Annotated in this window: 13 protein-coding genes; 5 read left to right on the top strand and 8 right to left on the bottom strand. The window is 38.1% G+C overall.

Annotated elements, in window-relative coordinates:
* Nucleotides 1–53 precede the first annotated feature (53 nt).
* Nucleotides 54–329 (top strand): hypothetical protein, encoded by a 276-nt coding sequence (locus BUA53_RS08710; RefSeq protein ID WP_072834988.1) that lies wholly within the window; start codon nucleotides 54–56, stop codon nucleotides 327–329.
* A gap of 207 nt (nucleotides 330–536) precedes the next feature.
* Here the strand turns inward: BUA53_RS08710 and BUA53_RS08705 are convergent, their stop codons facing one another.
* The 5 genes from BUA53_RS08705 to BUA53_RS08685 all read right to left on the bottom strand — a co-directional run bounded on the left by BUA53_RS08705 (nucleotide 537) and on the right by BUA53_RS08685 (nucleotide 7,759).
* Nucleotides 537–1,139, bottom strand: a complete 603-nt coding sequence (locus tag BUA53_RS08705) for a hypothetical protein (protein WP_072834987.1) — start codon at nucleotides 1,137–1,139, stop codon at nucleotides 537–539.
* Between the two features lie 498 nt (nucleotides 1,140–1,637).
* Nucleotides 1,638–3,821, bottom strand: coding sequence for a sugar nucleotide-binding protein (locus tag BUA53_RS08700; protein ID WP_072834986.1), 2,184 nt, complete (start codon nucleotides 3,819–3,821; stop codon nucleotides 1,638–1,640).
* Nucleotides 3,796–4,929, bottom strand: coding sequence for a UDP-galactopyranose mutase (glf, locus tag BUA53_RS08695; RefSeq protein ID WP_072834985.1), 1,134 nt, complete (start codon nucleotides 4,927–4,929; stop codon nucleotides 3,796–3,798). Before glf ends, BUA53_RS08700 begins: the two co-directional genes overlap by 26 nt.
* Complete coding sequence (locus BUA53_RS08690) at nucleotides 4,922–6,103, bottom strand: glycosyltransferase family 1 protein (protein WP_072834984.1); 1,182 nt, start codon at nucleotides 6,101–6,103, stop codon at nucleotides 4,922–4,924. Before BUA53_RS08690 ends, glf begins: the two co-directional genes overlap by 8 nt.
* Nucleotides 6,104–6,634: 531 nt before the next feature.
* Nucleotides 6,635–7,759, bottom strand: a complete 1,125-nt coding sequence (locus BUA53_RS08685; RefSeq protein ID WP_072834983.1) for a cellulase family glycosylhydrolase — start codon at nucleotides 7,757–7,759, stop codon at nucleotides 6,635–6,637.
* A 221-nt stretch (nucleotides 7,760–7,980) separates the two neighbouring features.
* On the opposite strand from BUA53_RS08685, the gene BUA53_RS08680 reads away from it, so the two are divergent.
* Nucleotides 7,981–9,141 (top strand): galactokinase, encoded by a 1,161-nt coding sequence (locus tag BUA53_RS08680; RefSeq protein ID WP_072834982.1) that lies wholly within the window; start codon nucleotides 7,981–7,983, stop codon nucleotides 9,139–9,141.
* A gap of 57 nt (nucleotides 9,142–9,198) precedes the next feature.
* On the opposite strand, the gene BUA53_RS08675 is transcribed toward BUA53_RS08680, so the two are convergent.
* Nucleotides 9,199–10,251, bottom strand: coding sequence for an aldose epimerase family protein (locus tag BUA53_RS08675; RefSeq protein ID WP_072834981.1), 1,053 nt, complete (start codon nucleotides 10,249–10,251; stop codon nucleotides 9,199–9,201).
* 133 nt (nucleotides 10,252–10,384) lie between these two features.
* On the opposite strand from BUA53_RS08675, the gene BUA53_RS08670 reads away from it, so the two are divergent.
* Both BUA53_RS08670 and BUA53_RS08665 read left to right on the top strand, forming a co-directional pair.
* The gene (locus BUA53_RS08670) at nucleotides 10,385–12,208 is read left to right on the top strand and encodes an ABC transporter ATP-binding protein (protein ID WP_072834980.1); all 1,824 of its coding nucleotides are present in this window, start codon (nucleotides 10,385–10,387) and stop codon (nucleotides 12,206–12,208) included.
* A gap of 173 nt (nucleotides 12,209–12,381) precedes the next feature.
* Nucleotides 12,382–12,789: a DUF3276 family protein gene (locus tag BUA53_RS08665; protein WP_072834979.1), complete on the top strand. Its 408-nt coding sequence runs from the start codon at nucleotides 12,382–12,384 to the stop codon at nucleotides 12,787–12,789.
* An 83-nt stretch (nucleotides 12,790–12,872) separates the two neighbouring features.
* Here the strand turns inward: BUA53_RS08665 and pgi are convergent, their stop codons facing one another.
* A complete protein-coding gene (gene pgi, locus BUA53_RS08660; RefSeq protein WP_072834978.1) occupies nucleotides 12,873–14,525 on the bottom strand; it encodes a glucose-6-phosphate isomerase in 1,653 nt (550 codons plus the stop codon).
* Between the two features lie 33 nt (nucleotides 14,526–14,558).
* Nucleotides 14,559–15,575, bottom strand: a complete 1,017-nt coding sequence (locus BUA53_RS08655) for a threonine aldolase family protein (RefSeq protein ID WP_072834977.1) — start codon at nucleotides 15,573–15,575, stop codon at nucleotides 14,559–14,561.
* Between the two features lie 378 nt (nucleotides 15,576–15,953).
* Between BUA53_RS08655 and BUA53_RS08650 the strand changes: the two genes are divergently transcribed.
* Nucleotides 15,954–18,410 carry an outer membrane beta-barrel family protein gene (locus BUA53_RS08650; protein WP_072834976.1) on the top strand — a complete coding sequence of 819 codons (2,457 nt, stop codon included), beginning with the start codon at nucleotides 15,954–15,956 and terminating at the stop codon, nucleotides 18,408–18,410.
* The last annotated feature ends 118 nt before the right edge of the window (nucleotides 18,411–18,528 follow it).

The raw sequence follows: 18,528 nt of genomic DNA, 5'->3' as shown, positions 1-18,528 counted from the left end.
ATTCTAATGCCTTGCAACATTTTGCTGGCAAGTGATTTGAGGGGTATATTACTATGACACTTAGTTTTCAAACTCCAGGACTGAAATGGGTATTATATGCGTCTGCTCTTCTGTTTGCGCTTCTAAGTTGTAAAGATCAAAGCTCAGGCAAAACACAAGGCAATGATACTATTAGCAATACTGCTAATTCTTCCCCAGTACACTCTCAAACTGATTCGTTGAATACTGGTATTGATAATTCCGGTACAAGTATGGGAGAGGGGACCACTACCAGTGGTACAAGCACTGGCAGCAGCAGCACACATAAGGATTCGGTTAAAAAGAATTAAATCTGGATATCTGTTTACCAGGAGCACTTTACGAATTCTTTGCGTGGCTCTCTCTCTTTGCGCACCTGGCGATACTCAGTAACGCAAATAGTGCAAAGATGTTCGCAAAGGATCGCAAAGATGAATACCAATAAAACTTGTCTGCACCCAGTTGTACCTCTCAGTCCTAAGAAACTACAAACTACACACTACAAACTACAAACTTCCTTAAACAGCATGTTTAAGGAGAAAAAATGGGATCCTGTAATCTTCCGTAAACTCCCCTTCAAACTTTATGGTCCACTCTATATCATCCATATAAAGCTTAAAGTATTCTATATCCTCTTCACTAAGTGGTGCAGAAACCTGGATATCCAGCTTGTTCTTCATCTTCTTTTCCTTTTCGGGCTTTTGTTCTTGTATCCTTCCTTTTAATTCCTCTTCAAAGGAAGACAGGAGTAATTCAAACTGCTCCCGGGTAAGGGAAATACGCTTTTGCTCCGTAAGAAAGGTGAACAAGGCTGAAAACACTTCCCTTTTTTCACTTCCCTGCTTTAAAAAAGCAATGGCAATTCTTCTTACTTGAGTAAACAGCTTTGGGTATCTTCTTTTTACTGGCACAAACCGGTAGATGATGGAAGACATGATATTACCGATTGCAAACCTTTCAGCGCTTCTCCTGCTGCCTTCAAAGACAGGGTCCTTCCAGAAGCGCTTAGAATCCACACCAGGAAGCATTCTTACCAAAAATCCCCAGTCCACATCCTTATAAAAGTTGATGTCTCCACACACTGTACCTGTCGCCTTTACATGACTTATTTGCTTTGCCATAATGATATTGGATTTTATTGATTGTAAAGATTGCTAAAATACTTAGTAACACCAAGGCACTATGGCCGATTTGGCCGCTTTTGGCCGATTTGACCGGTTTTGTCCGCTTTTGTCCGGAAGGGAATTGAGTGGGGAGTCTTGAGTCTGGAGTCGGGAGGAAGAGAATATAGCAAGCTAATGGTAGCCTTAGGGCAGGCAACTTGCTATCAAAGCCCTATCTACGGTATACTTAGTGCGTGATCATCACGCAGTATCTATACCGGAGCTATACCGTAGATGGGGAGTTGAGAGGAAGTACCTATAGAGAAACCCGGTAGAAAATTGGTTAATCCCATGGCAGATCCTGGTAACAAATAAAAAACCAGGTAATCCTTCACTTTCATACAATTTCGATATGAACAGTAAAGGAATTACCTGGTTTTATAATAAGTATTATATAAATAACACGATGATCATATTGGGCAGTAATGCTATAATCATAACCTGGTTATAATTTACTTAAGCCACCTTTCTTTTTTCAGTCTTTTCTGTTTTGATATATTGTTCCAGGGCAATATCAAGTGAAGGAAGCAATTGCCCTTTTTCACTGCCCAGCACACTGTAATTAGGACGTTGAGCAATATATCCCAAATCTTCTCCAGGTTTAGAATCTATAAGGGATTTGTCAAGTTCAAATTCTTCTGCCACCAGTATCGCAAATTCGGACCAGGAAAGGGAACCTTTATTGGATAGATGCCAAATTCCTTTTTCATGGTCAACCAACAGGTCCAGTGTACTATTTACCAGGTGCGGGACATATGTTGGAGATATGAAAATGTTATTTGCTACATGAACATGGTCACCATTTTGAAGTGCTTTTCGAACATAGTGAACAAAATTAAATTCATCCCATGGACTAAAGAAAGCGCTGGTACGAATAATGAGAGCAGATTCCGTGGATTCTGCAACCAGTTTTTCTGCCTGGAACTTACTCTGACCATAAACATTCAAAGGGTTTGGTTCGTCTGACTCCAGGTAAGGTGTATTCTTTTGACCATCAAAGACAAGGTCTGAAGAAAAAGTAATAAACTTAATATTATATTCCTGGCAAGCTAATGCCAGGTTATGAGCACCCTGTGTGTTTTCTAAAAAACACCTGTCGCCATCCATTTGGGCATCGTCTACTCTAACATAGCCTGCAGCATTAATAATAGCCCATGGTTTTAATTGCTCAACTGTATTTTTTACCTGCTGAAGATTGCTGATGTCGCATTCCTGCCTGCCAATAAGCTGGTAAGGGATGCATCTTTCTTCGCATACTTTTGCAAACGCCTTACCCAGGGTTCCATTCTTACCTATGATCAGTACTGGTGCACTATTTCGTCCTGTTCTCATTCTTAATTCTTTAATGACTGGGCCGAATAATATTCGGGAGGAACGATGCCACCAACCCTTTTCCTGGGATAGTGGGTAAGAGAAATTACTGGGTTCTTTTAAACTTTTAATATATTTTACCAATGCTGTGGGCCTTGCAGATCCATTTCGTACATCAAAAGCACCTGGTTCATATTCTCCACCTGGTTCTGTAAGCAATTTGTTCCAACCATAAGATCCTAATAAAGCCCAGGAAGTGACTGCCTTAATATCTATGTTTTCCTTCTTAAGCTCTCCAACTGAATCCCAAACATGTTTAAACCATCGTAATTGTTCCTCGCGGTGGCAGTGCAAATGCACTTCTGTAATAGCCATTGGGCTTCTGTACCTGCTCCATGCTTCTTTTAATAAAATCTTTATTCCTGTTTCGTGTCCTACTTCCACACGCACTGCTTCCACATCTACATATCGATGGCGGCCATTGCCACCAACCAGGTTCTGGGGATATAGTCTCAAACGATCATCAAGGAATCGCTCTGAAGTAACATAGTGGTTGAACCCAAAAATATCCGGTATACAAGGGTTCTCTATAAAAAATAGAAGTTCCTCTTGTGTCAAACCGTTTTTTAATAAATACTTCCAAAGAGGATGGGTTTTATTAACACGGCCACAAAGAAAATCATAGGTTAGCCAACGACGTTTGTTCTCAAAATTGGCCTGGTACTTTAACTTAGGCGTACTATAGGTCTTTCCAAGATCTTCTGTTTGAACCAAACGAGCTCCAGGATTTATTTTCCTGATCTCCTGCATGGAAAGCACTATACCTTTAAGCTGGTTGATCAGCATTTTTAAAAATAGCGGTGTAGACCTTTCATGAGGATACCATAAACCGTATAGCCCACTGAAGCGGGCAGTAGTTAAAGGCTCATTTACTGGTGTATAATGATTGATCCAGGGAAATTTTTCTGCAACTTTTCTTGCGTACGAAGCAAGTAAATATGGAAATTCCGGATCTGATAAGCTGGTAAATTGGGGACCACTACCATGATGCACCAGGCCAGCTATTACACCAATCCCTTTATTCTTCAAATTATTTAGCTGTTCTTCTGTCCAGGCCCAGTCTATATCTGTATTTTTTTGGGGTTCATGTTTTTCCCAAAGCACAGGATAGCGGATCATATTGATGCCAAGTGTTGCTATGGCATCAATATCACCCTTACGGTCGTAATGACCAGAATATATTAATTGATCGAAGAAGTTATTTTTTACCCTATTGATTGTGCATTCAATTCCGCCCCAAATTTCAGGATTGTAAGATGTTTTGTCCATTGATATAAGTTTCAGGTTGTCCTTGCATAATCTTTTTGAATGTAGTTAATGCCTGGGCCACTACCTGATCCATATTGTAATATTTGTAAGTAGCTAAACGACCAACGAAATAGGTGTTTGTCATTGAAGAAGCCAATTGTTGATATTTCTTGTACAACTCCGCATTCTCTGGTCTTGGAACCGGATAATATGGATCGCCTTCAGCCTTGGGAAACTCGTAAACAACAGCTGTCTTTGGATGTTTTTGACCTGTGAGGTATTTAAAATCTGTTATCCTTGTGTACAATTGGTCGTTAGGATAATTCACAGTTCCTGTTGGCTGGAAAACTTCCTGGTCAATTGTTTCGAATTTGAACTCTAATGACCGATAAGGAAGCTTTCCATAACAGTAATTGAAGTATTCATCTACAGGGCCGGTAAAAATTAAATTATGATAGGGTATGAAATCAATAATTTCTTTATAGTCAGTGTTCAGCATCACTTTAATATTGGGATGCGATAACATTTTCTGAAACATTTGCGTATACCCATGTAATGGCATTGCCTGGTAGGTATCTGTAAAGTACCTGTCGTCACGATTGGTACGTGTAGGCACCCTGGCTGTTACACTCGCATCTAATTCAGAAGGGTCCAGGTCCCACATTTTGCGGGTATACCCTCTAAAGAATTTTTCATACAGCTCGCGTCCAACCTTACTCACAACAACATCTTCAGATGTTTTTACCCCGGCTACTTTTTCTGCCCTTGAAGCAAAGAAATCTTCCACCTCGGAACTATTCAGATTCAAACCGTACAATTGATTGATTGTATTCAGGTTGATAGGAATAGGTACCAATTGTCCGTCTACACTACCTAATACTTTATGCTCATAAGGACGCCATGGAGTAAATTGCCCCAGGTATTCAAATACCTCTTTGGAGTTTGTATGAAATATATGAGGTCCGTATTTATGAATTAATATGCCATCATTGTTATAATAATCATAAGCGTTTCCAGCAATGTGCTCCCTTTTATCAATGATCAAAATCTTTTTATTTCCTTCCGAAGCCAATCGCTCAGCTAATACACTTCCGGCAAATCCGGCGCCTACAATCAGGTAATCAAACATAGATATTCTCCTTCACTTTAGTTTTTACGGATGTTTTTTCAATTAATGTGTCTTCAATATTCCGAACCATCTGGCTCCATGTACGATCCCAGGAATTAAATGCCAGAAACTCGTCAACTTTTTTCAACCAGGCAGACCGTCTTTTCTTATTTAATTCCTTTGTGCCCGCAGCAATAAATTCTTCAGCATTGCTGGCAATGTGAACTAATTTATTATCACCATAAGGATGAACAACGTCAGTAATAGGAGTAGAAATAACAGGCTTACCTGCGGCCAGGTATTCCGGCGTTTTGGTAGGACTTATAAATTTTGTTGATTCATTCATTGCAAAAGGTATGGTAGCAATATCCCAACCTGCAATGTATTTGGGAAGTTCTTCATAACTCTTTCCGCCTAAATAATGAATGTTTTCATAATGAGGTAGGGAAGCGGGATCAATTTTTACAATTGGTCCCAGGATAACAAAATTCCATTCTGGTTTTTCCCTGGCAACTTTATCAAGCATGTCAATATCAAATCTTTCATCAACCACGCCAAAGAATCCAAAACGTGGATGAGGAATGGAAGCCTGGTCTGCAGGATCTTCCTTGAAGGACCGTGCAATACCAAAATGATGTTTGTCTATGCTGCTGGGAAAAGAAAAAATGTTATGATGAGCATCTTTTTTAGAATTAAAAATACTGTTGCCCCCTGTAAATACAACATCTGCTTTTTTGAAAAGCTCCCTTTCCCTGATTTTTAATTCAGGCGGAGCAAATTTAAATGCTGACAGTTCATCCATACAATCATATATCACTAATTCTGGTGTAAGATGATCAGTGAAAGGTATTGCCATTGGTGTATAATACCAGCTGAAGAAACGGTTAATCTTCATGTTGATGAAGACCTTGTTTATAACCTTGCGTTGCCTGTTGTGAATTTCAGTTTCACTTAATCCATGTTTTATATAAGGGGTTATTACAAATAAGTTTTCATTAAAGTTTTCAATTTGTATTTTGTCTTCATGATCGTGAAAAATAGGTTCTTCAATAAAGAATACACGCTGGTGTTTTGAAAACCGGCTTAACAAATGATTAGGTCTTTGAAAAACAAATCCCCATCTTAAATGGGAAAAGCAAACCAGGTCTATATTATGCAGAAACGCACATGAGACGTCTTCGATATTTTTAATCATGTTCTTATAGATGCTATTTACATGCCACACATTTTTAAAATAAATAAAGCAACTACTTCTAACTGTTTTGAAATCAAGTGTAGAAAATAGTCCTCATCATGCAATGAAACTTACTGTCATTGCAGGTTTTGGCATACTTAAGAATTAACATTTTAAAATTTAGACTGGTGCTTGATGAGGTATTTCTTTTGCTGGAAACATCACAATGTGAGTTACTATAAAATGAAATTTAATCTTTCAAATGATTAAATTTTATGGATACTTGTTAGAGTGATTTTTAAAAGTATTGTCTTAATAAAAACATCGCTTTTATCAAGAATAGCAATTGAAACCTATTAGTGAATACATAGACGGCTTGCAATTACAAACTACACTAAGAATTAGAAGAAGATGCAATAAATATTAATTAAGAAAAAGTAGTTGATACCTAAATACAGGGGCATCTAATTGCCATGTATTATTTGCTAATAATAATTAAAAAAGAGTGCTGCAAAGCAACACTCTTAATCAATAAATTATTTACCGAACTCTTTAGGCGACTTTTTGAAGTTTCTCCTTTTTTTTCTTTGTAATTTCTTTCAAGAAGGCTACTTCCTCAGGTTTATAAGCTTCTCCATTTTCACGGAAAATATCATGGAACCATAGTTCGGGCTCATTTTGATATTCGGTGCTCCAGGAATCCCATGGACAATGTGTCTGGGTTTTTCCTGCTACTAAACCCCAGTTATAGGCTCCAACTTTGTATTTTTTAAATAAGGGAAGGATATCCTGGAAAGTACTTCCAAATGGCCGGGCCATATATTCAGTACATAAAAGAGGTCTTTTAAAACGTCTTAAATGCCTGATCTTTTCTTCTGTAAGCTTTACATCATCATAACAATGGAAGCTGATAATATCAGAATGGGTGAACATGTAATTATCAAGAGCGGTAAGTTTTGTATCGCAGCTCCAGTCTTCTTTCCATGGGGCCATAGTAATTGGTTGTGAAGGATTGATCTCGCGTACCCAATTAATAGTCTTTTTTAATAAAGCCATGGAAAGCTCTGCCTTATGCATAGCATAGTCATCATCCTTATAACTCGTAAGGTTCATATTGTCTGGTTCGTTGAACAGGTCCCAGATCAACACTCTTTCATCCGAAGCAAAATGGGAAACAATACCTTTTACATATTGCATGAGGCTATCGTATTGTAAAGGATCGTTTAGTACATCATACCCGGGGGACTGAACCCAGCCTGAGTTATGCACATTATGCCTGGGAGCGGGCTGCGTGCCCAATTTTGGAAATGGGTTCCAGACAGAGTCAAATAATACAAGCATAGACCTGATGCCGTTGCGGTGAGCAATGGTCAGGAAGGTTTCGATACGCGCTATAAAACCCTGTGGATCTTGCTGCCATAAGAGATGGTGAAGAAAGACTCTTGCCGTATTGAACCCAAGGTCGGCGGCCCAACTTAATTCCTGGTCAATTCGAAAGGGATCAAAGGTTTCAGCCTGCCACATCTCAAGTTGGTTTATGGCATTGCTGGGGATAAAATTACATCCTACCAACCAGTCATTCTTATCCATCCATTCATTTGCTTTAGCTTCGGGCCAGCGATGGGCCAGTTCAGGGTCATGCTCTATAAAAGGCACGGTAACATTGGTGGCTAACATAAAGTATAGGTTATTAGATTTTTCCGGGTTTTATATGTTTCGGAATTAAGACTCAAAATAACTGCAAAGGATAAAAGATGCAAGTTTGAATTCGGCTAAATTTCTTTTTTATCGGTGAAATGCTAAATAAAGCAGGTAAAGCATAGCATAGTAATTTTTCAATGATCTGCCGGCATGAATTTATTAGTGATATTTGGGTTTTATAAAGCTAAAGAAAGGTTATGAATCAAGAAATTATAAAGGATGTCAGGGAAAAGTTCAGATTAAGATTTAAAGAGGAGCCAACCTTATTCAGATCACCTGGAAGGGTAAATATTATTGGAGAGCATACTGACTATAATAACGGGTTTGTATTGCCCGCAGCTATTGACAAGGCGGTTTATATTGGAGTAAGCAAAAGGCAGGATGAGACCATAATGCTATATTCAGAAGAATTTAAAGAAGATCATACCTGCACACTGGATACAGTAGAAAGGACAGATAAAGGATGGCCGAACTATATACTTGGGGTTGTAGATCAACTCCTGAAGAGAGGATATAAAATAGGTGGATTTAATCTTAACATTGAGGGAGATGTTCCCATTGGCTCTGGCCTTTCCTCATCGGCCGCTGTGGAATGCGCAACAGCCTTTGCCTTGAACGATATTTTTCAACTGGGAATTGACAAAATGGAACTTGCCTTTATAGGTCAGAAGGCAGAACATGAATTTGCCAGGGTTATGTGTGGCATCATGGACCAGTTTGCAAGCGTATTTGGAAAAAAAGACCATGTGATCAGGCTGGATTGCCAAAGCATGGAATATGAATATGAACCCCTGGAGTTAAAGGGTTATAAATTATTGTTGCTGAATACTAATGTAAAGCATTCTCTTGCTTCTACAGAATACAATACCAGGCGCAAACAATGCGAAGAAGGAGTGAAATTGGTACAGGTGCACCATCCGGAAGTGAAATCACTTAGAGATGTGACCATTGACATGTTGCAACAATATGTTGGCGACTCAAACCCAGTGGTTTTTAAAAGGTGTAAATATGTTGTTGAGGAAAAAGAAAGGTTGCTCTCTGCCTGCGAGGACCTTAAGAAAGGTGATTTAAAAGCTTTAGGGGAAAAAATGTTTCGTACGCATGAAGGCCTTAGCAAAGAATATGAGGTAAGCTGTAAAGAATTGGATTTCCTGGTTGATGCTGTAAGACAAAATCCCGATGTTCTTGGTGCAAGAATGATGGGTGGAGGTTTTGGTGGATGTACCATCAATATTGTTAAAGAGGATGCCATCCAGGGATTGATCGGCAGGTTATCTACTTCTTATAAAAATGCTATGGAACTTGACCTTACTTCCTACATAGTAGAAACGGATGATGGCTCTTCAAAAGTTGTTTAAAGGTTTAACGGTAAAATTGCCGCAATAATTATTAGTTGGTATCTTAATAATTTGGATTTATTGTGTAACCGGGAATTTATAAATAGTGGTGGATTTAAAAACTTCTCCATGGTGATAAACCGTTGAAGGAAAGTTTGAATGATGTGGTGAATCAGGATAGTGCTGTGTTTCAAGACAAAATGCTGTTCTGAAATGGTCAGGTATATGTCCTTTAATAAAGTTTTCCCCAGACATAAAATTTCCAGTATAAAACTGCATGCCCGGTTGATCGGTGTATACTTCCATAATTAAACCTGTTACATCACCCTTTACCCTGGCGGCAAGTTCGTGATTCAAACCCTCTTTATTTAAAACATAATTATGATCATATCCATTTCCATACTGTAATTGGATATGGTCATCATTAATGTGCCTGCCAATGGAGTGTGGCAGTTTGAAATCAAAAGGTGTTCCTTTAACATGTTCAAGGGTACCATCTGGAATAAGAGTTTCAGTGACAGGGGTATACCTATCTGCATTTATGTACATTTCATGACCAAGTATGGTACCGCTGCCCTGGCCGTTCAAATTGAAATACGAGTGATTGGTAAGGTTCATGATAGTTGAGCTGTCACAAACTGCTTCATAATGGATGATCACTTCATTTTCATCTGTTAGGGAATAAGTCACTGTTACTTTTAAATTGCCAGGATATCCTTCCTCACCATCAGGAGATAGATAACTTAAAGAAATACTTCCAGGAGAACTATTTATGACATCCCATACCTGGGAATGAAATCCCATTGGGCCGCCGTGCAAATGATTGGGAGGATTATTAATGGCTAACTGGTAGTCTTTTTTGTCCAAATGAAAATTACCATTGGCAATCCTGTTGGCATACCTGCCAATAATAGCTCCATGATAAACTTCTGTAGCATTTAAGTATCCGTCAATAGTGTCGAAGCCTACAACTACATCAACCTGTGGCTTGTTTGGCCTGGCCACCATAAGGTTAACTATCCGGCATCCATAATTGGTAATATTGAGTTCAGTTCCCGCACTATTCTTTAAATTATATAATGAAACAGCCTTGCCCTGCAGTGTTCGTTCAAATTTTTCCTGGCCTGCCATAACTTCAAATTTATTTCTTAATAAAAATAAGAGATAATTCCCTGTTATAATCTCTTGCTTCTTCCAAATAGGAAACCCGGGAATAGAGTTAACTCTTTATTGTTCTCTACATTTGCTGTTCAAATTTAAATGATTGAAGCACCTAAAGGCATTAAATAAATATTTCTGGAAGTATAGGGTGAGGTTGAGCATAGGGGTATTCTTTATAATTATATCCAACTATTTTGGTGTGCTTGCTCCGCAAATTATCGGGTTCATTATTGATTTTTCACAGCGCACCTTGCCTGGCTATCAGCCCAAGGCAAAAAGGGCTGTATATGATGTGGCGGTAACAAGGTTTATTAAATACGTTGAAGGGTTAACTTATTCTCCTATTCAAATTGTGGTTTTATGCGGTATTATCATTTTAGCATTGGCCTTGCTTCGGGGATTTTTCATGTTCCTGATGCGTCAGACCATTATTGTCATGAGCCGCCACATAGAATATGATCAAAAAAACGAAGTATTTGAAAAGTATCAGACGCTTGATGCCACCTTTTATAAGACGCACAGTACTGGTGACCTGATGAGCAGGATGGCTGAAGATGTCAGCCGTGTAAGAATGTTTACTGGTCCGGCTGTTATGTATTTGATCAATTTGATAACACTTATATCGATGAGTGTATTTTTTATGTTTAAGCGTCAGCCTGAACTTACCATCTATGTGCTGGCTCCCTTACCCATATTAGCATTCATTATTTATTATGTTAACACTATCATTCACAGAAAAAGCGAAGCCTTACAAGCAGCACTTGGAAGTCTAACAACAAACGCACAACAGTCTTATTCTGGGATCAGGGTAATCAAATCCTTTGTGCAGGAAGCGTCAATGTTCCATCAATTTGAAGAAAATAGCGAAAGGTATAAACAACAGGCTGTGGGGCTGGCAAAGGTGGAAGCTCTTTATTTTCCCTCAATGACATTACTTATAGGGTTGAGCACCTTGTTGACTATTATGATTGGGGGTATCTATTACATAAATGGAACAAAGGATATTGGAATCGATACCATAGTAGAGTTTGTAATTTATATCAATATGCTCACTTTCCCCGTTAGCGCTATTGGCTGGACTGCAAGTATGATACAAAGAGCGTCTGCATCTCAAAAGCGTTTGAATGAGTTTTTACAAACCCGGCCCTCCGTTCCTATTGAGTCTTCAAAAAGGGAGTTATCATTAACCGGTGATATAGTATTCAGGAATGTTGATTTTACTTATGCTCATACGGGTATCCATGCTTTAAAACATTTTAATCTTCATATTACTGCAGGACAGCGTATTGCAGTAGTAGGCAGAACTGGTAGTGGTAAAACCACCCTGGCTCAATTGTTAATGAGGATGTTTGATGTTAATTCAGGTAAAATACTGGTGGACGGTATAGATATAAAAGATATCGATCTGCTGTCATTGAGAAAACAAATAAGCTATGTTCCCCAGGATGGATTTTTATTTAGTGATTCTATTGCAAACAATATAGCTTTTGGGGCTATGAACCTGCCTCCTGAAGCCGTAAGGGAATCTGCCAGGTTAGCAGTAGTTTCAAGAGATATTGAAGGATTTCCAAAAGGATATGAAACAGAAATAGGCGAGAGGGGGGTAACGCTTAGTGGCGGCCAGAAACAGCGCATATCTATAGCACGGGCTCTGATGAAACAGGCGCCTATATTAATAATGGATGATTGCCTGAGCGCTGTAGATGCCCGTACTGAAAAAGAGATCATTGGAAACTTGAAGGTTTACCTGGAAGGGAAAACATCAATATTGATCACACACAGGATTTTTAGCCTATTAAATTTTGACAAAGTAATAGTACTGGAAGAAGGTGCCATTGTGGAAGAAGGAACACACGAAGAACTTCTTGACAAAAAGGGAATTTATTATAAAATGTATATGAGGCAATTAAGAGAGGATGAAAGCTGATTTGACTGGTAGATAAGTATGATTTTTAAATAAAAGCTTGAATTTTTGGTGAATGGTTTAAAATATAAGGGTTAGAGAGCATTAATGAAGCAAATTTGGCTGTTGAAAAAACATAATTATATTTGTGAGCATTAAACCAAAACCTTTTATTTAAACTGTAAAAATTTACAACTGTGGCGTACGACAACAATGAAAAGAAAATGGAGAGCATTTACAGCAAACGTATCCGGGCCGGCAAACGGAGGACTTACTTTTTTGATGTAAGGGCTACACGTGGTAATGATTATTATTTAACTATTACAGAAAGCCGTAAGCGCTTTAATGATAATGGTTATGACAGGCATAAGATTTTTCTTTACAAGGAAGATTTCAACAAGTTTATAAAGGCTTTGACAGAGGCGGTAGACCATGTGAAAACACAATTAATGCCCGATTTCGACTTTGATGCATTCAATCATGACGATGTTGAAGGAATGGAAGGCGAGATTGACGAAGTAGCAGCAGAAGTGGAAATCCCTAATACTGATACAGCTCCTTCTGCAAGCAGCAGTTCTTCCACAGAGGAAGTTGATAAATGGTAATACTTTGATTTATAAATAATTAAGCCCTCTTTTGGAGGGCTTTTTTGTTTATATTATATAGACTCAATATCTATTCCCAACAATTAATTCCTCATTGCTTTATATGCATTGATCAAACTGTTAGTTGATGAATCGTGGGAGGAAACTGGCGTATCATTTTCTAATTCAGGCAAGATCTTATTTGCTAATTGTTTACCCAGTTCAACACCCCATTGATCAAAACTGAAAATATTCCAAATAACTCCCTGAACGAAGATCTTGTGTTCATAAATGGCAATTAGTTCTCCTAAAGATTTAGGGGTTAGTTTTTTCAGCAGAATTGAGTTTGTAGGCTTATTGCCACTGAAAATTTTAAAAGGAGTCAATCGAGCTACTTCTTCGGCATTTTTACCTGATTTAAGTAATTCTTCTTCTACTTCCTTTTCAGTTTTGCCATTCATTAGGGCTTCCGTTTGCGCAAAAAAGTTGGAGATCAACTTTTGGTGATGGTCGCCAATTGGGTTATGAGATTGGGCGGTAGCGATGAAGTCGCAGGGTATTAATATGGTTCCCTGGTGAATGAGTTGGTAAAATGCATGTTGACCATTGGTTCCTGGTTCTCCCCAAATAATTGGTCCAGTAGCATAGGTGACAGGTTCTCCATTCCGGTCAATGCTTTTTCCGTTACTTTCCATGTTACCTTGTTGAAAATAGGCAGGAAATCGATGGAGATATTGGTCATAAGGTAGTATTGCTTCTGTTTGAGAACCAAAGAAATTTGTATACCATATACCTATCAGGGCCATTAATACCGGTATATTCTTTTCAAATTCTGTATTACGGAAATGCTGATCTGCATTAAAAGCTCCATGAAGCAGTTCTTCAAAATTGCCATAACTAATGGTAAGGGCAATGGATAACCCTATAGCACTCCAAAGAGAATAACGGCCGCCAACCCAATCCCAGAATTCAAACATATTGGCTTTGTCAATTCCAAACTTTACAACTTCTTTTTCATTGGTTGACAGGGCTACAAAATGTTTTGCAATATGCGCTTCATCAATTGCAGTTTTTAGAAACCAATCCCTGGCAGTATGAGCATTGGTCATAGTTTCCTGGGTAGTAAATGTCTTTGAAGCAATAAGGAATAAAGATTCCTCCAGATTGATCTTTTTTAACGTCTCAGCTATATGTGATGCATCTACATTAGAAACGAAATAAGGTTGTATACCTTCTATCCAATAAGGTTTCAAAGCTTCTGTAACCATTAAAGGTCCAAGGTCGCTGCCACCGATACCAATATTAATTATATACTTAATCTTTTTACCTGTAAAACCTTTCCATTCTCCACTGTGCACTCTTTCACAAAAGGATTTCATTTGATCCTGTACTCTTTTTACATCTTCCATTACATTGTGACCAGCACTAAATACGGGTTTGCCTGAGAAGTTTCTTAAAGCAGTATGAAGGACAGAACGCTGCTCAGTTTTATTAATAAAGTCTCCTTCAAACATAGCTTCAATAGCTTGCTTCAATTTACAATCTTCAGCAAGTTGCAATAATTGAGATATAGTTTCAGCAACCAATATGTTCTTCGAAAAATCAAATACAGTTTGGTTAAGGCAAAATGAAAATCTTTTAAACCTTTCAGGATCCTGTTCAAACAACTCCTTTATCTGAAGGGTTTTCATTTTGGTAGAATGCTTTTCAAGTAAGTTCCAGGCTTGAGTAGTAGAAGGATTGATCTTAGGAAACATGTTCTGTAATTAATAGGTTGTAAAATTGCGATTTTAGATTGATTGGATGAACCTGGTCGTTTTCTCTGTCATTTCCGGAGTTATATCTAAATGGGTAACAATTCGTACCTGGCTGGAAGAAATGGCATGGACAAGTATTTGAGATTCCTTAAACCGAGCCACGAGTTCCTTTGCTGATATAGTTTGTTTCAAAGTGAATATAATGATGTTTGTCTCGACAGGGTAAACTTCCTGGACAAAATCTTTTTGTGCTAATGCAGCAGCAATTTGCATGGCATGTAAATGGTCTTCACTTAACCGATCAATATTATGGTCAAGAGCATAAATACCCGCAGCAGCCAGATACCCCGCTTGCCTCATACCGCCTCCAAACACTTTTCTGTAACGCCTGGCTTTGGTTATAAATTCTTTGTTACCGAGTAATAAACTTCCAACAGGACAACCAAGGCTTTTACTCAAGCAAATAGATATGCTATGAAAAGTTTTCCCGAATTGCGCCGGGCTTTGCTTTTTAGCCACCAAGGCATTAAAAAGTCGTGCCCCGTCGAGATGCAATTTTATATCATTATCATCGCAAGCTTGCCTGATATTTATAATGTCTTCCATTTCGTAACAACTTCCTCCTCCACGGTTGGAGGTGTTTTCTAAGCTAACCAATGAAGTAGGCGCTTTGTGAATATCCTTGGGATTAATGCTTTGTAAAACGTTTTCTGCTTTTATTCGCCCCCTGTTCCCATCGATTAGCTTTACTGAACAACCTGAATTAAAAGCAATTCCACCGCCTTCATATTGATAAATATGTGAAGTTGAATCACAAATTACCTCATCGCCTGGTTGGGTATGGCATTTTATTGCAATTTGATTTGTCATAGTACCGGAAGGACAAAATAATGCCGCTTCCATTTCAAACATAGCAGCTGCTTTTTCCTCTAAAGTATTTATGGAAGGATCTTCACCAAACACATCATCGCCAACGGGGGCATTAAACATTGCTTCCAACATGATTTTTGTAGGCCTGGTAACTGTATCTGACCTAAAGTCTATGATCATTCAATTTTTATTTTGTCGCAATTTAAGCCTGTTCATCCTCTATAACATCTCCGAAATAAATCTTCCGGGATAAAAACTTACTGGTAAGTAATATTCATGACTAATAAAATGGTGATGATTTCCTGGGATTTTTAGCCTCAATAAGGTTCTACCTAATGTACTTCTATAATGAATTACCATTTAAAGTATGATCATACCGTTGGTCAAGAAAACGTAATTACCTGTAACCAGTATGGAAGGCTGACGTCCTATGATACATTAATAAGCTTACCGGCCATCAATAAATAAGGCCGCTTATTATAAAACATTGTTCTTGGCATTGCATAGTACCTACTTTCGTATTGTAACTCTCAAGAACAAGTACTAAAACTATATACAATGAAAAAATTTTTAACCCTCATAACTGTATTAGGAACATCAGTCATGGGTTTTGCTCAAATGAATGGTAAGGTAAGTGGAATTGTACAGGATGGAAGTGAAAAGACAATAGAATCAGCGACTATTACTTTATTGAAATCAAAAGATTCCAGTATCGCAAAAGTTGCAGCTGCAGATAAAACAGGCTCTTTTTCATTTGATAATATTCCCAATGGCAGTTACTTGGTTTCTATTACTGCAGTAGGTCATAATAAAGGATATTCTCCTGTCTTTACCTTAAGTTCAATTAACTCTTCTATTAAATTGGAAACCATTAAGTTAGTGCCAATGGAAAAAGCAATGAATACGGTTATCGTGACTGCAAAAAAGCCATTGGTAGAGCAAAGGATCGACAGAACAATAATAAATGTTGATGCTTCGCCAACGAATGTGGGCAGCAGTGCACTGGAGGTATTGGAAAAGTCTCCTAGTATTTCTGTTGATAAAGATGGTAATATTAGTCTTAAAGGAAAACAAGGTGTACTTGTATTGGTAGATGGAAGACCCACCCAATTGGGGGGATCAGACCTGGCCAACCTTCTTCGTAGTATGAATGCAAATCAGCTGGACCAGGTTGAGATCATGACCAACCCACCTGCAAAATTTGATGCTGCGGGTAATGCCGGGGTGATCAACATTAAAACCAAAAAGAATAAACAATTCGGATATAATGGTTCTGTTACGCTGGGTTACGGTCAGGGCGTTTATCCTAAATTTAACGAAGGGGTAAACTTTAATTACAGGAAAGGGAAAGTGAATGTATTCACCAACTTAAGCCATAATTATAGAAATGGATATGGTGACCTGGATATTCAAAGAAATTTTATAGAGGTTGTATCTAAGCAACTGAGGTCTCATATAGACCAACAGTCCAGAATGAATAATGAAAATAATTCATATAACGCCAAGATTGGTATGGATTATTCTGCTTCAAAAAACACTACTGTAGGAGTCGTATTTACCGGCTTTTCCAGTCCGGGGACTTTTCAGAACAGGAATGTCAATAATATTTACAATGCAGCCGGTCAATTAGCTGAGCAAACGAAAGCATATTCCAGAAATGATGAAAAATGGAAAAACTTCAGCACTAACCTCAACTTTAGGCAGGTCTTAGATACAAATGGAAAAGAACTTACTGCAGACCTTGATTATATATCATATAATGGCATGCAAAACCAAATGTTGACCAATTCATATTTCGATGCATCTGGAAATATTAGGAGAAAGGCGGATTCATTATATGGTCAGTTACCCCAGGTTATTGACATTAGGAGTGGCAAAGTGGATTATGTGCAGCCTTTAAAAAAAGGAGCCCGCTTTGAGGCAGGCCTCAAAAGCAGTTTTGTAAAAACTGACAATAATGCCATATATGATACAACAGATAATGGGGTTTTGGTAAGAGATCAAAATAGAAGTAATTATTTTGTTTATGAAGAAAATATCAATGCTGCCTATGCTAATTTGAGTGGCCCATTGGGAAAAAAGCTTAATGCACAATTAGGGTTACGTGTAGAAAACACCAATGCTAAGGGCAAGCAAATTACTACCAATGAAAATTTTGATCGTCACTATACACAGTTATTTCCAACTGCATTCCTGCAATACAAGGCCAGTGAAAAAAATTCTTTTGGAATTAACTATGGTAGAAGGATACGCCGTCCGAACTATGAAAGTTTGAATCCATTTATTGAATACCTGGACAGGTATACCTACCAGCAAGGCAATCCAAACTTAAAACCACAGTTTAGTCATAACATAGAGCTTAGTCATACTTATAATAACTTTTTGACGACCACCTTGAATTATACGCAAACCAACGATATAATTCAACAAGTTATTGAGCAAATAACAGAAGATACCCTTACTTATGTAAAACAAGCCAATATTGCTAAACAAAAACAGTATGGTGTATCTATGAGTGCTGGATTTTCAATAACAAAATGGTGGAGAACCAATTTATATGCGCTTGGATTTACTAATAAATTTGAAGGTGTTGTGAATGGCGATGATGTGTCCCTGACGGCTTCAACATTTACATTCAATGGATCACAGCAATTCACTTTGAGCAAGACGCTAAGTGCTGAATTAAGTGGCTGGTACAGAACAGGTGCAGTAGAAGGTGTGATTTATACCAAACCAATGGGTGCTTTATCCATAGGACTGAGCCAACAAATAATGAAAGGTAATGGTAGTCTTCGATTGAATATACGGGATGTATTAAATACCCAGAAGTTCAGCGCATCTTCCAAATATGGTTCTGTTGATGCCTCATTCCAGGAGAAACATGACACAAGAGTTGTAAACATAGGATTCACTTACAAGTTTAATAAAGGGAAATTGAATGGATCTTCAAAAAAAAGAAATAATGGTGGCGCAGGCGATGAACAGAGTAGAGTAGGTGGAGGAAATGGCAACTAGATATACTATTGTTAATAAATGTAAAGATCCCGCTTATGTGGGATCTTTTTCATTATTGATAGCCTGCTTTTTAATTCATAATCTATTAAGACCGTTTGTGTATCTACATGTCAATATT

The sequence above is a fragment of the Flavisolibacter ginsengisoli DSM 18119 genome, assembly GCF_900129295.1.
Classification (GTDB): Bacteria; Bacteroidota; Bacteroidia; order Chitinophagales; family Chitinophagaceae; genus Flavisolibacter; species Flavisolibacter ginsengisoli.
Note: the sequence above shows the minus strand (reverse complement) of the source record. Positions and strands in the feature narration are given on the sequence as shown.

Excerpts from the sequence above, each read along its gene's own strand:
- BUA53_RS08710 (WP_072834988.1), top strand. The coding sequence starts at position 54 with ATGACACTTAGTTTTCAAACTCCAGGACTGAAATGGGTATTATATGCG.
- BUA53_RS08705 (WP_072834987.1), bottom strand. The coding sequence starts at position 1,139 with ATGGCAAAGCAAATAAGTCATGTAAAGGCGACAGGTACAGTGTGTGGA.
- BUA53_RS08700 (WP_072834986.1), bottom strand. The coding sequence starts at position 3,821 with ATGGACAAAACATCTTACAATCCTGAAATTTGGGGCGGAATTGAATGC.
- glf (WP_072834985.1), bottom strand. The coding sequence starts at position 4,929 with ATGTTTGATTACCTGATTGTAGGCGCCGGATTTGCCGGAAGTGTATTA.
- BUA53_RS08690 (WP_072834984.1), bottom strand. The coding sequence starts at position 6,103 with ATGATTAAAAATATCGAAGACGTCTCATGTGCGTTTCTGCATAATATA.
- BUA53_RS08685 (WP_072834983.1), bottom strand. The coding sequence starts at position 7,759 with ATGTTAGCCACCAATGTTACCGTGCCTTTTATAGAGCATGACCCTGAA.
- BUA53_RS08680 (WP_072834982.1), top strand. The coding sequence starts at position 7,981 with ATGAATCAAGAAATTATAAAGGATGTCAGGGAAAAGTTCAGATTAAGA.
- BUA53_RS08675 (WP_072834981.1), bottom strand. The coding sequence starts at position 10,251 with ATGGCAGGCCAGGAAAAATTTGAACGAACACTGCAGGGCAAGGCTGTT.
- pgi (WP_072834978.1), bottom strand. The coding sequence starts at position 14,525 with ATGTTTCCTAAGATCAATCCTTCTACTACTCAAGCCTGGAACTTACTT.
- BUA53_RS08655 (WP_072834977.1), bottom strand. The coding sequence starts at position 15,575 with ATGATCATAGACTTTAGGTCAGATACAGTTACCAGGCCTACAAAAATC.
- BUA53_RS08650 (WP_072834976.1), top strand. The coding sequence starts at position 15,954 with ATGAAAAAATTTTTAACCCTCATAACTGTATTAGGAACATCAGTCATG.